The organism is Streptomyces olivochromogenes, from assembly GCF_001514115.1.
Classification (GTDB): domain Bacteria; phylum Actinomycetota; class Actinomycetes; order Streptomycetales; family Streptomycetaceae; genus Streptomyces; species Streptomyces olivochromogenes.
Window position 1 is genome coordinate 33,246 of sequence record NZ_KQ948455.1, and the last position, 14,684, is coordinate 47,929.

Annotated in this window: 14 protein-coding genes; 8 read left to right on the forward strand and 6 right to left on the reverse strand. The window is 69.5% G+C overall.

From position 1 onward, the window contains the following. The first annotated feature begins 64 nt into the window (after positions 1 to 64). Positions 65 to 1,702, forward strand: a complete 1,638-nt coding sequence (locus AQJ27_RS15295; protein WP_067368026.1) for a multicopper oxidase family protein — start codon at positions 65 to 67, stop codon at positions 1,700 to 1,702. A gap of 217 nt (positions 1,703 to 1,919) precedes the next feature. On the opposite strand, the gene AQJ27_RS15300 is transcribed toward AQJ27_RS15295, so the two are convergent. Next, positions 1,920 to 2,774, reverse strand: a complete 855-nt coding sequence (locus tag AQJ27_RS15300; RefSeq protein WP_067368029.1) for a hypothetical protein — start codon at positions 2,772 to 2,774, stop codon at positions 1,920 to 1,922. Positions 2,775 to 2,848: 74 nt separating this feature from the next. Here AQJ27_RS15300 and AQJ27_RS15305 point away from each other — a divergent pair, with 74 nt between their 5' ends. The 7 genes from AQJ27_RS15305 to AQJ27_RS15335 all read left to right on the forward strand — a co-directional run bounded on the left by AQJ27_RS15305 (position 2,849) and on the right by AQJ27_RS15335 (position 9,904). Next, positions 2,849 to 3,379 (forward strand): hypothetical protein, encoded by a 531-nt coding sequence (locus AQJ27_RS15305; RefSeq protein ID WP_159064356.1) that lies wholly within the window; start codon positions 2,849 to 2,851, stop codon positions 3,377 to 3,379. Between the two features lie 230 nt (positions 3,380 to 3,609). Beyond that, positions 3,610 to 4,290, forward strand: coding sequence for a GAP family protein (locus AQJ27_RS15310; RefSeq protein ID WP_067368037.1), 681 nt, complete (start codon positions 3,610 to 3,612; stop codon positions 4,288 to 4,290). Positions 4,291 to 4,485: 195 nt separating this feature from the next. Then, a complete protein-coding gene (locus tag AQJ27_RS15315; protein WP_067368043.1) occupies positions 4,486 to 4,713 on the forward strand; it encodes a ferredoxin in 228 nt (75 codons plus the stop codon). After that, positions 4,710 to 6,101, forward strand: a complete 1,392-nt coding sequence (locus AQJ27_RS15320) for an NAD(P)/FAD-dependent oxidoreductase (protein ID WP_067368046.1) — start codon at positions 4,710 to 4,712, stop codon at positions 6,099 to 6,101. The genes AQJ27_RS15315 and AQJ27_RS15320 overlap by 4 nt, the downstream gene beginning before the upstream one ends. A 37-nt stretch (positions 6,102 to 6,138) precedes the next feature. Beyond that, a complete protein-coding gene (locus AQJ27_RS15325; protein ID WP_067368049.1) occupies positions 6,139 to 7,353 on the forward strand; it encodes a cytochrome P450 in 1,215 nt (404 codons plus the stop codon). Positions 7,354 to 7,558: 205 nt separating this feature from the next. Continuing rightward, the gene (locus AQJ27_RS15330; protein WP_067369228.1) at positions 7,559 to 8,401 is read left to right on the forward strand and encodes a YhjD/YihY/BrkB family envelope integrity protein; all 843 of its coding nucleotides are present in this window, start codon (positions 7,559 to 7,561) and stop codon (positions 8,399 to 8,401) included. A 189-nt stretch (positions 8,402 to 8,590) separates the two neighbouring features. Continuing rightward, positions 8,591 to 9,904, forward strand: coding sequence for a vanadium-dependent haloperoxidase (locus AQJ27_RS15335; RefSeq protein WP_235613513.1), 1,314 nt, complete (start codon positions 8,591 to 8,593; stop codon positions 9,902 to 9,904). A 217-nt stretch (positions 9,905 to 10,121) separates the two neighbouring features. Here AQJ27_RS15335 and AQJ27_RS15340 read toward each other — a convergent pair whose 3' ends face one another. The 5 genes from AQJ27_RS15340 to AQJ27_RS15355 all read right to left on the reverse strand — a co-directional run. Next, on the reverse strand, positions 10,122 to 10,406 hold the full coding sequence (locus tag AQJ27_RS15340; protein WP_067368052.1) for a hypothetical protein: 285 nt from the start codon (positions 10,404 to 10,406) through the stop codon (positions 10,122 to 10,124). Between the two features lie 282 nt (positions 10,407 to 10,688). Beyond that, positions 10,689 to 11,444, reverse strand: a complete 756-nt coding sequence (locus AQJ27_RS15345) for a hypothetical protein (protein ID WP_067368055.1) — start codon at positions 11,442 to 11,444, stop codon at positions 10,689 to 10,691. A 112-nt stretch (positions 11,445 to 11,556) separates the two neighbouring features. Next, a complete protein-coding gene (locus AQJ27_RS15350) occupies positions 11,557 to 13,992 on the reverse strand; it encodes a SpoIIE family protein phosphatase (RefSeq protein ID WP_067368058.1) in 2,436 nt (811 codons plus the stop codon). Between the two features lie 66 nt (positions 13,993 to 14,058). Next, entirely contained in the window at positions 14,059 to 14,223 is a 165-nt protein-coding gene (locus tag AQJ27_RS56375) for a hypothetical protein (RefSeq protein WP_159064357.1), read from the reverse strand. A gap of 219 nt (positions 14,224 to 14,442) precedes the next feature. Beyond that, positions 14,443 to 14,684, reverse strand: a 242-nt coding sequence (locus tag AQJ27_RS15355; protein WP_159064358.1) for a tetratricopeptide repeat protein, incomplete at its 5' end; no start/stop codon positions are given.

A 14,684-nucleotide genomic window follows, 5' to 3' on the forward strand; every position in this document is an offset into this window, starting at 1 on the left:
CCAATGGGGGACACGCCGTGCCGGGTTCGAGGACATATCAGCGTAAAACGTGTGTTATTCATTCATGCACTCACCTACGCGGCGCACCGTGCTCGGTGCCTCGATCGCGGCCGCCGGCTCGGGACTCCTGGCCGGCTGCTCCGGGTCCGACTCCTCCTCCGGATCCGGCTCGCACCCCGGGCCCGGCGAGCACCAGGGGAGCGGAGTCGGTCACGGCGGCAGGCCCTTCATTCCCAGGGGACCCAAGGGGTACGTGAACCCGTCCGATCCCGAGGTCCTGGCCGTCGAGAGGAAACGCGGGGGCGGTCCCGTCCGCTCGTTCAAGCTCACGGCCGCCGAGACCACCCTCGACCTGGGTGGACGGACCGTCAGATCATGGGCGTACGGCGACTCGCTGCCCGGCAGGGAGGTGCGGATCAAGTCGGGCGACATCCTCGATCTCAACCTGGCCAACCATCTGCCCGTGTCCACGACGCTGCACTCGCACGGGGTCCGCATGCGATGCGACATGGACGGAGTACCCGGCCTGACCCAGCACCCCATCAAGCCCGGCGACGACTTCAACTACCGCTTCGCCGTGGACCACCCGGGTACGTACTGGCTGCACTCGCACTCGGGGCTGCAGCTCGACCGCGGCCTGTACGCCCCGCTGATCGTCGAGGACCCCAGGGAGCCGTTGTCCTACGACAAGGAGTGGGTCGTCATCCTGGACGACTGGGTGGACGGCGTCGCCGGCTCCACCCCCGACGGCGTGCTCGCCCAGCTGCTCGACGGCAAGGGCATGGCGACGGGCATGGGCATGGGCGAGGACGACGAACCCGGGGGCAAGGCCCATGACAAGGCCGCCCACGAGAAGCCCCACGGCCCCTCCCGCGTCCTGCACAACTCCCGCAGCCGCATCCTGCACAGCGAGGGAGGCAGCGTCGACTACCCGTTCTACCTGGTCAACGGCCGTCTCCCGAAGGCTCCTTCGGTCTTCCGGGCCCGCAAGGGCGACCGCATCCGGCTGCGGATCATCAACGCCGGCGCCGAAACGGCCTTCCGGGTGGCGCTGGGCGGCCACGAGATGACGATCACGCACACGGACGGCTACCCCGTCGAGCACACGAAGACGGACGCGCTGCTGCTCGGCATGGCCGAACGCTACGACGTGCTGATCACCGCCAAGGACGGCGTGTTCCCGCTGGTCGCGCTCGCCGAGGGCAAGAACGCCAGGGCCCTGGCCGTCCTGCGCACCGGCAGTGGGGACAATCCCCACCCCTCCGTGCACCCGGACGAACTCGACGGCAAGCTCGTCCCGGCCAGACGCCTCGTGCCGGACGACTCCGTGGCCCTCACCGACGACGAGCCGGACCGCGAGCTGCGCATCAGGCTGACCGGCGGGATGAAGAAGTTCGACTGGGCCTTCGACCACCGGCCGTACTCCGTCGAGCAACGCCACCCGGTCAGCTACGGCGAACGGATCCGCCTGACCCTCATCAACGCCACCGACATGTGGCACCCCATGCACCTGCACGGCCACACCTTCGCCCTCACCGGCTTCGGCGTGATCGGTGCCCGCAAGGACACCGCCCACGTGGTGCCACACCACAAACTCGTCGTCGACTTCTACGCCGACAACCCGGGCCTGTGGATGCTCCACTGCCACAACCAGTACCACTCGGAGTCCGGCATGATGACGATCCTCGGCTACCGGAAGTGAGACACCAGCCACCGACGCGTTGTCACTTGATCATGCGAAACCCCGCTCGTGGAGGGAGACTCGGTGGCCGAGCAGGCCGCCGAAGTCGATCGGCGCGTCGAAGTCGATCGTCGCGTCGAAGCGTCCGGCGAGGACCAGGGCGTGGTGCCCGAGCGGCAGATGGTTCTCCCGCCCCGAGCCGTGGGCGGGCAGGCCCGCCCACCGCGTCCTCCGTACATCAGCCGCGGCGCTGCCACCAGCGGCGCTTCGGTTCGGGTGTCGGAGGAAGCGGTGGGGTCGATGCTTCGGTCGTTGGTCCGGCCGATTCCTGGGCTGTCGCGGTGTCCGGGGCAACGGCGGGCAGAGCGCGCAGCGCGGTGCGGATGCGGTCGAAGGTCGCGATCGTGTGGTGACCGTCGCCGGGCAGCGCCACCCCGACGCAGACCAGCTTGAAACTGTTCCCGCTGAGGGGGGAGGCGATGAACACCGGTGCGCCGACGCACCCTTGTGGCAGTCGGCCGACCCAACGGACGCCGCCGTCGCTGCCACGCGCGACCTCGCCGACCACGACGGCCTGCTCCCGGGCGCCACTCCCGGCAGCGACGTCGTGGCCCAGTAGACAGGCCGCGACCGGGTCCGCACCGAGATGCGCGATGTCCTCGTCCCTGGCCGCGAGGCCGTCGGTGATCTCATCGGTCGTCCAGCGCCACCCCTTGCGGGCGCCATGCGCATGCAGCCCGGCCGTGGGCATGACCGCGACCCCCAGGCCGTCGAGATGGATCCACCCCTCGGCGAAGTCGACCATCATCAGTTTCTCCGCACTCATCGCGGGTGCGCACAGGTCCGGCCGAAGGGTGAACTCGGCCATCTCGACCCTCGTCGGCTCGCCGGCGGTCACAAGGTACTGCCGGACGACCTCGTCCGCGGATTCGTTCTCGGAGGTGCTCTCCACGAGCTCGTTGAACCAGAAGGCAGTCGCGTACTGCTCCTCCCGGTTGGCTCGCTGAAAGGGAAGCGTCGCGCGGCCGGCGTGGCCGATTATCGCGTCGATGGTCGCGCCGTGGAGGTCGGGCAGGTCGGTCAGCTCAGACATGGTTCGAGAGCGTAGCTTGGGACGGCCGGGGCGACCGGGGCGTTGTTTCGGGCGGGCACTCCGGGGGAGAGCGGATGAACGGCTGGGGTCGGCGCGGGGAGAGAGGCCGGGCAGGCCGTCCGGCGGTCATGTTCGTCGTTCTCGTGGCCGCGGGCATCGGACTGACCTGGTTCGCGGGAACGCACTTCGCCTACGCCACGGGCCTGGCCGGCACCCCGGGGCATCTCCGGGTCGAAGCATGCGCCTGGGAACACGTCGGGGGCCACCGCTATCCGCACTGCAGCGGCGTCTTCCGCTCCTCCGACGGCACCGTCGTCGACCCGAACGCCTCGATCGGCAAGAACCTGCCCGTCGGCGACACGGTCGCGTTGCAGCGGGTGGCCTCCGGCGGATACGAGCAGACGGGCACCGCGTCCTCGTTCGGGTGGCTGGCGATTTCCCTGCTCGGCCTGATGGTGCTGCTGCTGGGGATTCTGGTCGTCTGCGGCAAGGGCGGTGCGCGTCGACTGCCGCGCGGGCTGCTGGTGCTGCTCGGTGCGCTGGGCGCCCTGATGCTGCTCAGCGCGTTCATCGGCGGAGTGGCGGGGATGACCGGGGTGTTCTGAGGCCCGGCCACATCGTGCGGCGGGGTGGTGTGCGGTCGACGATGGCTGTGGGGGTGTGTGGCCGCGGGATCGACTTCTGCGGGTTCAGCCGAGCCACGCCTGCTCGGATCACTCCGATCACTCCGATCACTCCGATCGTTCCGATCGCTTCGTCGCTCGGAGCAATCCATCGCTCGGATCGCTCCGGATTGTTCCGGATCGCTCCGATCCTTCCCTTGCCGGAGGCCGCCATGGGGCAAGCTCTCGGTGATGTCCTGGGTTTGGCGGCCGCCGTCGCCGTCAGCCCGCTCCCGATCATCGCGATGATCCTCGTCCTCGCCACACCGCGCGGACGGCTCAACGGCGTACTCTTCGCCGTCGGCTGGATTCTCGGGCTCTGCGTCCTGGGCGGGGCGGTGCTGGCGATCGTCGGACCGGAGGGTTCCTCCTCCACCCGCAGTCAGCCGGCCACCTGGGTGGGCGGCCTCAAACTTGCCCTGGGAGTGCTGCTCGTCCTCTTCGGCCTTCGGCTGTGGCGTCGGCGCCCCTCGGACGCTTCGCAGGCGCGGCTGCCGAAGTGGATGGCCACGATCGACCGGCTCACGCCGTCGAAGGTCTTCGGACTCGCGGTGGCCCTGGCGGCGCTCAACGCCAAGAACGCCCCGCTGACCATCGCCGCGGGTGCCTCGATCGCTTCGGCCGGGCTTCCCGTCGGGCAGCAGATCGCGTCGTTGGCGATCTTCGTACTGATCGGCTCACTCGGACTGCTCGCCCCGCTGGGAGTCTTCCTGATCGGAGGAGACCGGGCGAGGACCACGCTCGGCGGCTGGAGAGACCGGGCCGCACGGCACAACGTCGCGGTGATGGCGGTCCTGTTCTTCGTCATAGGGCTGAAACTGCTCGGCGACGGCATCTCCATCCTCACGTCCTGAATTCCTGAATCCCTTCCTCCTGAATCCTCACCGTGCGGTCGGCGTGCACGCGGGATACGCTTTTGACGGCAAGTTCAGGTTCTCCGGGCGGTTTTGCAGACGCCGAGGCCTCATTCGCGATGATCGATTCTTCCTGCGGAGACCTGCCGACTCCCTTCTTCGAAAAGGGCATGCCTCGCCGCAATGGAGGTCGGGATGAGAGTTGTCGTTGATCTTTCCCGGTGTCAGGGGTATGCGCAGTGCGCGTTCCTGGCTCCGGACGCGTTCCGGATGCATGGCGAGGAAGCGCTGATGTACGCCTCGAACCCCGACGACGCCCAGCGCCAACAGGTGTTGCGCGCCGCGGCGGCCTGCCCCCTCCAGGCCATTCTGGTCGACCAGCTGAAAGGCCGGGACGCGCCGGTGGGGACGTCGCCGTCATGAGCACTGCCGACACCCTGCAGGGGTTCAAGCGCGACGGCCGCGTCGTGATCGTCGGGGCGTCACTGGCGGGACTGCGCGCCGCCGAAGCCCTGCGCGACGAGGGGTTCACCGGGAAGCTGACCATGATCGGTGACGAGTTGGGGGAGCCCTACGACCGCCCCCCGCTGTCCAAGCAGGTACTGACCGGATGGGTGCCGGCCGACGGCACCACCCTGCCACGGCGTCGTGACATCGACGCGGAGTGGCTCCTGGGCGTGCCTGCCGACGGACTGGACCTGGCGAACAACCACGTGCGGCTCGCCGACGGCCGCACGATCCCCTTCGACCGCATGCTGATCTCCACCGGCGTACGGGCCCGGCCCTGGCCCGTCGAGGCCGAGGCGGCCCTGGACGGTGTCTTCGTGGTCCGCACACGCGAGGACGCCGCCGGCCTGCAGCGGGCGGTCGCCGCCGGGCCCTCCCGCGTACTCATCATCGGCGCGGGCTTCACCGGCTCCGAGATCGCCTCCGTCTGCCGCGAGCGCGACATCCCGGTGACCGTCGCCGAACTCGCGCCGTCCCCACTGGTCGGAGGACTCGGCGCCATGATCGGCGAGATCGCGGCGGACATGCAGCGCGCCCACGGCGTCGACCTGCGCTGCGGTGTCAAGGTCACCCAGCTGGAGGGCGACGCGCAGGGGCGGGTTCGCCGTGCCCACTTCTCCGACGGCAGTGCGGTCGACGCCGACGTGGTGGTGGTGGCGCTCGGGGGCATCCGCAACACCGAGTGGCTGCGCGACTCGGGACTGGCGGTGGGCGTATGGGGAGTCGCCTGCGACGCGGGCTGCCGCGCCTTCGACCTCAACGGCCTGGTCACCGACGACATCTTCGTCGCCGGAGACGTGGCACGCAGCCCGAACCCGATGTACGAGTACCGGTTCATCTCGCTGGAGCACTGGGCCAACGCCGTGGAGCAGGCCGAGATCGCGGCGCACAACATGGTCAGCGCCCAGGCGGACCGCTGGCCGCACCTGTCCATCCCGACGTTCTGGTCGATCCAGTTCGGCGTCAACATCAAGTCCGTCGGTGTACCGACCTACGCCGACGAGGTCGTCGTCACCCAGGGCTCCGTGGCCGACCACCGCTTTGTCGCCGCATACGGGTACCACGGCCGCGTCACCGCCGCCGTCAGCTTCAACAACGCGAAGTGGCTGGACCACTACCGGCGGCTGATCGAGACGGCCGCGCCCTTCCCGCCCCCCTGCCCCACGCCCGACCAGCCCCTCGACGCGAAGCCGGTGCCCGTCGACTTCCCCGGCCCCACGCTGCTCGCCCAGGGCGCCACGGTGGTCGTCACCGGCCATGACCCGGGAGAACGGCGCGTCACCGCCATGCGGCAGCACCGCTAGGAGGGAACAGGCAGGACGGAACAGGAGGGAAAGCGACATGACCACGACCGAGGCGCCCGACATCCTGCCCCGGATCCTCGACTACTCGAACCGGGCCGACCCGTACCCGCTCTACGCCGAGCTGCGCAAGACGCCGGTGGCCCTGCAGGAGGACGGCAGTTACGTCATCAGCACCTACCGCGAACTCAGCGGCATCCTGCACGACCCGCACCTGAGCTCCGACGTCCGCAACCTGACGCATCCGATGCCCGCGATGCAGGAACGCGGCACGCCGTCGTTCATCAACCTCGACCCGCCCGAGCACGACCGTATGCGGCGCCTGGCGATGCGTCACTTCGGCCCCCCGCACACCCCGGGCCTCGTGACCGGCATGGAACCCGACCTGACCGCCATCGTCGCCGGTCTGATCGACGACTTCGCGGGCAAGCAGCGGATCGACATCGTCGACGACTTCGCCTACCCGTTCCCCGTCACCGTGATCTGCCACCTGCTCGGTGTGCCGCGCGAGGACGAACCGCGGTTCCACGTGTGGGTGAACGCCATCATCGACTCGATCGACTACAACCCCAAGACCGACCCGCAGGAGAAACTGGAAAACGGCGTACAGGCCACCAAGAACCTGCGCCAGTACCTCGGCGGACTGCTGGAACTACGCCACGGCCACCCCGGCGACGACCTCCTGACACGGCTGGCCAACGACAACGGGCCCGACGGACGGATGACCGACGCCGAAATCGTCAGCACCGCCAACCTGCTGCTCATCGCCGGCCACGAGACCACCGTCAACCTCATCACCAACGGCATGCTCACGCTGCTGCGCCGCCCTGAGATGCTGCGACGCCTGCGCACCGAACCCGACCTGGTCGTACCGCTGGTCGAGGAACTGCTGCGCTACGAGCCCCCCGTGCACATCATTCCGTGGCGGGCGGCGTACAGCGACATCTCCGTCGGCGACACCGTCATCCCCAAGGGCTCGCAGATCATGCTCATGCTCGCCTCGGGCAGCCGCGACCCGGACCGCTTCCACGATCCCGACCGCTTCGACCCCGATCGCCAGGACAACCAGCACCTGGGCTTCGGCAGCGGCATCCACCTGTGCTTCGGCGGCCCGATGGCCCGACTGGAAACCCAGATCGCCCTGACCGCACTGGTACACCGCCTCGCCGACCCCACCCTGGTGACCGACCCGCCCCCGTACCGCCCCAGCCCCGTCCTACGAGGCCCCATCCACCTGCTCATCGACCAGAACTGACACCGCGCTCGAGCCCGGTATGTGGCTGCTCGTGTCGCCCCTCATCGGTCCGGTGACCGTCCGTTAGGCTCGCGTCGTCCCACAGGTCCCGATCTTCACGGAGGGCAGCACGGCGGGGATCAATCGAGAACGCCTCGTCAGAACGCTGACCTTCTGGCTGCGTCCCGCCTTCGCGTTGCGGGTCATCAACCGGTTTCAGAAGATCGTGGGTTTCGACCGCTCGATGGCCCTGGCGTCCAGCGCCTTGACGGCATTGGTCCCGCTCTCCATCCTCCTCGGCGCCGTCCTCGGCAACTTCGTGCACTACGACGCCGCTGAGCGGATCATCAAGCGCTACGACCTCACCGGAGCGGGCGCCACGGCGGTCAACTCCCTCTTCTCTCCTGCCGAAGGCACCAGTGCGAGCGTCGGCATCTTCGGGGTCGTGTTCCTGACGATCTCGGTGCTGAGTTTCGCGCGAGCCGTGCAGCGGCTCTTCGAACAGGCATGGGAACTCAAGCCTCTCAGCGTGCGCAACACGCGCAACGGCTTGTGGTGGATCCTCACTCTCGGCGGCTATGGGGTGGTCACCGCGACGCTCTCCACGCTCCTCGGCGGGGGCGCGCTGGGTCTGGCCGCCGCGTTGTGTCAGGTACCGGTGACCGCCGCCTTCCTTGTCTGGAGCGGCCGGATCCTGTCGGCGAAACGGATCAGCCGGCCGGACCTGCTCCCCTTCGGCGTCACCGCCGCCGTTCTGACGGTGGCCTATTCGGTGGGCGCGACCCTCTACATGCCGCGCCTGTTCAACTCCTCCGCCGCGCGCTACGGGGTGGTCGGCGCCGTCTTCGCGATGATCTCCGCCCTCTTCGCGGCCATGCTCGTCCTGGTCGCGTCGGTGGCACTGGGACGAGAAGTACGGGACGAGCTCAGCCGGATCCGCCAGGGCCACCGCCCCTCCGACCACGAGGTCCAACGGCAGTGGGACAGCGTGGTCGAGCAGACCCGGTCACGGTGGCGGACGGCACGGGAACAGGTTTCTCATCATCAGGTCAAGGGCCCGAACCACTGAGCGGGCGGGCACTCCCGCGTCCTGGGCCTGTCCGGTTCGCGGCGAGTTGTCTTGCTCGCGCGGTGGGCCGTTGCTAAGCCTTGGGCACTCGACTCCATGGAGGACGCTGTGCACCAAGAGCCCCCTCTTCCCGTTCCTCCGCGTTCACGTGTCCGGGGATTGACCTGCGCGGCCGCGGCCGTCGCCCTCGTGACGCTCACCGCCGCGACGAGTTCCCCCGCCGCGGACACCCGGACCGCGGCGGCCCCGGCAGCCGTGGTCCGCGAGTGGAACGCCATCGCCACCGACACGATCAAGACCAGCCTGGGCCCACGCCCCTCCGGGCAGGCGGCGATCTGGGAGGGGTTCGTCTCCGTCGCCGTGTACAACGCCGTGGTGGGGATCGAAGGCGGCTACGCCCTGTACAAATGGCGCGAGCGCGGTCCGGCCAAGGCATCCTCCGCGGCGGCCGCCGCCACTGCGGCCCACGACGTGCTGCTCACCTACTTCCCTGCCTTCAAGGAGCGGCTCGACACCGCCTACGCCAACTCGCTCGCCGCTCTTCCGGCCGGTCAGGCCAGAGACCGGGGCGTCGCCTACGGAAAGCGCGCCGCGGCCCGCGTCATCGAACTCCGGGAAGGGGACGGAAGGTTCGCGGACGTTCCGTTCACCGCTTCCCCGGCACCGGGGGTCTGGCGGCCCACCCCGCCCGCGTTCCAGCCCTTCATCGACACCTGGCTCGCCAGGCTCCGCCCCCTCCTGCTCGCCTCCCCGCAGCAGTTCCGCCCCGGCGGACCACCCGCCCTCTCCTCGGCCCGCTACGCCGAGGACGTCCAGGAGGTGGAGGCCATGGGCGCGAAGACCGGCTCGGGCAGGAGCGCGCGGCAGACCGAGACCGCCCTCTTCTTCAGCGGCAACCTGGTCGAACAGGTCCAGACAGCCGTACGAGACCACGCCGCCCGCCACCGGCTCGGCATCGCCGAGACGGCCCGGCTGTTCGCCGCGGTGAACGCGTCGGCGACCGATGCCGTCGTCACGGCATGGGACGCCAAGTTCCACTACGGCTCCTGGCGGCCGATCACCGCCATCCGCCTCGCCGACACCGACGGCAATCCCGCGACGACGGCGGACCCGGCCTGGGAGCCGCTGCTCCTGACCCCACCGCACCCGGACTACATCGCCGGCCATACGACCGTCGCCGCTGCCGTGGCACGCGCCCTGACCGGCGTCCTCGGCACCTCGCACATCGACCTCTACGTCCCCTCCGAGGTCACCGGCACCACACGGTTCTACGGGTCCGCCGACGGCTTCAACCGGGACGTCGTCGACGCCCGTGTGTGGGGCGGCGTCCACTCCCGTACGGCGGACGTGGTCGGCTGCCGGGCCGGCACCCGCGTGGCCGCCTGGGCGCTGGACCACTACTTCCAGCCGCTCGCCAAGGACGGCACCCAGCGGTCCCTGCCGACACGAACGGCTGGGCAGGACAGGCTCACCGAGCCCAAGTGCGGCGACGACACCGACTGAACCACAGAGCCGAAGAGAGCCCGGCGTCGTGCCGGGCTGCTGGGAGTGCGTCCTCCACGGCAAGCTCAGCGGGGACAGCCACGCAGGCGAAAAGGCTGTGAACGCGCCTTGATGACCCGGGTCAAGCCGTGTTCACAGACCTTTCCCTGACACACGTCCGAGAACCTGCCCACTGCTCCAGTTGTGGCGGCGCGAGCGACCGGCGGCGGCCCCGCCGTCACGCGGAAGCCACCACCTCGCCCGCCATGACCTGGGGAGGGTTGGGGAGCAGTGACGCGAGGTTGTCCCGCACGAAGTCCGCAGCCTTCGAGATCGATTCGTCGGCACCGGCCCGGTTCTCAAAGATGCTGGTCGAGACCATCGCTCCGTCCCCGGTGTCGATCCAGTAGTAGGCCACGAAGCCGGAGACCTGGCGCATGAGCGGCACGAACCCCTCGTTCACGAGACGTGCGGCCTCGGCCGAATCGGTCACCCCTTCGTAGCGCCGGATTGCTGCGTACATCGCCAAGCTCCTCACGGCGTTGCGGGTTGGTCCTCTGCTGAGACGTCGTACCCCTGTGACGGCTGCCTGGCTCATGAGGCGTCCGGCAATCACCTGAAGGGCCGCCTGGGGAGATCCGAACGGCGGTATTCCTTTTTGCCTTGATCAACGAGGAGCGCGAGCTTGTCACGGGCCGACTGGATCACTCCGACGGGTGCGCTCGACCGGTTTGTTCGTATGCGCTTGCCGTCTCTGTGAGAGCGAGTGCCGGCAATCCAGGAAACGGTTCCGTGGGTGAGCCGTTCATGTGGCGGCCCAGGTGCCGAGCGCGTGGGCCAGTCGGTCGCTCTGCTCTCGGGTGATGCCCTGGGCCAGGTGAGTACCGCACCGCGGACTCATGGACTCGTCGCAGTGCAGGATTCCGTGGAAGGGCTCCTGGCTGCCCGAGAGCGGGGAGGCGGCAGGCAGCGTCCATTCAGCCGGCTCCCACAAGGGGTGGTCCGCGAGGAGCGCTTCGGCGAGGGACGGCGCCTGCGTTGCGGGGAGGCCGACTTGCGCCAGCGCGTCGCCGAGTATGTCTGCGGCGTCCTCGGGCATGTCCTGGTCGCCGAGCGTCGGCAGCAGGAGGAGCAGGCGCGCGTGTTCGGCGTGGACTCCCGGGGCGTTGAGGTCGGGCGTGCGGGCGATGTGGTGGAGTTCTCGCCAGGAGAGTCCCGGGCCGGCCACCTGACCGCCGACGGTGGCCAGACGGCCGTGCCGTCCCCACTCGGGGTGGGTGATGAAGTACTCCGTTCCCGGATCCTCGGGAATGTTGCAGCCGAGGACCATCGCGGTGTGGTCGCCCGCGAACGGGATCCGGAAGACAGGCCACTGGTCCTCGTCGCGCAGTACGTCGAAGGCCGCGTCGGCATCGGCCCCGTCGACACGGAACCACTCCGGGACGGGGTCGTACTCCTGTGTCCGGCTCAGCCACATCAGGTAGGCCGCCCAGAACCCCGGCAGTGCCAGCAGTTCCTCCCCCGCGACAACGGGAGCGTTCTCGAATCCCTCTATCAGCACCGGTCCAGGCTCTCACCCGCCTATGACAGTCCGTGGGGAACCAGGTGACCGCTGGACGCTGCTCTTCGTGTGGGGAGGAGTCACGCCCATGAGGGTCCCTCGTCGTTGCGGGTCATGCGTGCGGCAGAGGCTGCTCTGTCCAGACGGTCTTGCCGTCGTGGGCGTAGCGGGTGCCCCACCGCTCCGTGAGCTGCGCGACCAGGAAGAGCCCGCGTCCGCCCTCGTCCGTGCTGAGGGCCCGTCGGAGGTGCGGGGAAGTGTGGCTGGCGTCCGACACCTCGCAGATCAGACAGTGCGTACGGATGAGGCGCAGGGTGACGGGGCCGGTCGCGTACCGGTAGGCGTTGGTGACGAGCTCGCTGGCGACCAGCTCGGTGGTGAAGGTCAGCTCCGTCAGCCCCCATTCGGTCAGCTTCGCCGTGGCCAGCTCCCTGGCACGGGCGGCGGCGGTCGCTTCCAGGGGCAGCTGCCAGGTGGCGACATCCTGTGGCGGCAGCACCCGGGTACGGGCGATGAGCAGCGCGACGTCGTCGGTGGGGAGGTGCTCCTTCGGCAGCAGCGCTTCGACCACGGCGTGGCAGGTGCTGTCCAGAGGATCGGCGACGTGGGTGAGGCACGCGTACAGGTGGTCAAGCGCGGCGTCGATGTCGCCGTTGCGCGCCTCCAGAAGACCGTTGGTGTAGAGCGTGAGGAGGCTGCCCTCGGGGAGGTCGAGGTCGTACGTCTCGAAGGGCAGCCCGCCCAGACCCAGCGGTGGACCCGCGGGCAGGTCGAGCACGGTCACCTCGCCGTCCGGGGTGGACAGCATCGGTGCCGGGTGACCGGCGCGTGCCAGGGAGCAGTGCCGGGAGACCGGATCGTAGACCGCGTACACGCAGGTGGCCCCGAGCATCTGCTCCACCGTGGACCCGCTGCCGTCGGCGTTCGCCTCCAGCTCGGCGGCCAGCAGGCTGACCAGATCGTCCAGCCGTGCCACCACCTCGTCCGGTTCCAGGTCGAGGCTGGCCAGGGTGCGCACGGCGGCGCGCAGACGGCCCATGGAGGCCGCGGCGTGGAGCCCGTGGCCGACCACGTCTCCCACGACGAGTGCGACCCGGGCCCCTGACAACGGGATCACGTCGAACCAGTCGCCGCCGATGCCCGGTTCACCGCTCGCCGGGAGGTAACGGCAGGCCACCTCGACCGCCGGCAGGTCGGACACCGCGCTCGGCAGCAGACTGCGCTGCAGAGTCAGAGCGGCGCTCTGCTGCTGGGTGAAGCGACGCGCGTTGTCGATGCAGACGGCCGCGCGCGAGGAGAACTCATGGGCCACGGCGGCATCGTCGTCCTCGAAAGGCTCCGAATGGCGCACGCGCCACAGGCTCACTACGCCCAGTACCAGGCCGCGAGCCACCAAGGGCACCACGATCAGCGAATGAACGCCGAGACCCATGGCTATCTCGATCCGCCGCCGGTCCATGGCGTACCACTCGGGGCGGAGGGACAGCAGCCGGTCGAGAATCGGGCGGCGCTCGGTCAGGCACCGCGCCTGCGGGGAGTCCGGAAGGAGCGGGACCACCTCGCCCTCCTGGTACGGGGCCCGGCGTTCCGGGGGCGAGAGGGCTACTCGGAGCAGCGGACCTCTCACACCGGGGGGTGGTTCGTCACCGAGTGTCACCGGCTCCAGAAGGTCCACCGAGCAGTAGTCGGCGAGGCCGTGGGCGGCCACCTCGGCCAGTTCCCGGGCCGTCTGTGCCACGTCCAGCGAGGTTCCGATCCGGGCGCTTGCCTCGTTCAGCAAGGCCAGCCTGCGCTGCGCCCGGTGGCGGTCGGTCACGTCCTCGATCGTCTCGGCCACGCCGAGAATCCGTCCCGAGGGGTCTTCCATCCGGAACGCCGAGACGGACACGATCCGTTCCCGGCCCGGATCGTGGCGTGCCCGGGCGGACTGCTCCGTGAAGATCAACGGCTCGCCGGTCTCCAGGACGTGCCGTACCCGCTCCTCGGTCGGACCCGCGTCCTCGTCGATCATGAATTCGCGAGGGCGACGGCCCACCGGCGCCTCGGCCGGGACACCGCTCGCCTTGGCGACCGCACGGTTGACCCGAATCACTCTGCTGTCCGGGCCGTAAGTGACCAGACCGATCGGGGACCGGCGGTACAGGCCTTCCAGCAGCGCACGGTCCCGCTGCCAGGCGATGACCTCCGCGGCGGGGGCTCCGACCAGGACCCACTCCTGACCGTCCCCGTCCCGAGTGACCGCGCGGGCCCGGAACCCCATCTCCATACGCCGTCCGTCGCGGTGTCGGACGGGCAGGACCCCGAACCAGCCCCCCGTCCTCATGGCGTCCACCACGACGGACCGCACGACAGGCAGGTCACGGGCGTCCACCAGGAGGTCCTGCCACGCCCGTCCGATCACTTCCTTGGCCGGATAACCCAGCAGTTCCTGCGCACGCGTGCTCCAGCCGACCACGGCGCCTCGATCGTCGAGCACGGCCGAGGCGCCGCGCCCGAGGGCGAACGGATCCTCGGAACTCTCGCTGAAATGCATCGACGGCATCCCCATAGCCACCACCTTGCCTACATGACTCCGATGTTCCTCCCCGAGGTCTCCGTCCGCGACTCTCCCGTACTACTCGGCCGGCCGGCGGTGGCGCAGCCCGCTGCTCACCGGATCGGAGCCGGTCAGCAGCGCCTTCGACGTCGTCGTCGCGTCCCGCGAGAGAGCCCTCAGCCAATCGCCCTGGCCACACCGCTCGGGCAGGAGACGCCCGTCCCCGCGGGTCTGTAGTGCCATGTGACCCGTAGGCCGGTCAACTGTGGGTTGAAGCGCCCTGTTATCCGCGCAGGTGGCAAGGAGTGCGTCTTCAACGCGTATGGGTGTTCCGGCGGGAGCAGTCGGGCGGATTCGCGGGCGAACCGTGTTGCGTCTCTGATCGCGGGGCCACGGCCGTAGCGATGCGCAGTCGCCTGGGCTAGAGGGACAGGATCTCGCAACCCGTGGTCGTGCACCCCGCTATCGTGCCCGGCGTCTCATGACCGACAGCCAACGCATGCGCCGCCCGTTCCCTCGACGCATGGCTGCCAGTGCCGCTTCGAGGTTGGTGCGGCTGTTCAGGGTGTGGGGGTGTTCGGGGCCCAGGACGCGCTGGCGGATGTCGAGGGTCTGGCGGTGCAGGTCGGCGGCCTGCGCGTAGTCCCCGAGGTCGTGCAGGGCGTTGGCGAGGTTGGTGCGGCTGGCCAGGGTGTGAGGGTTTT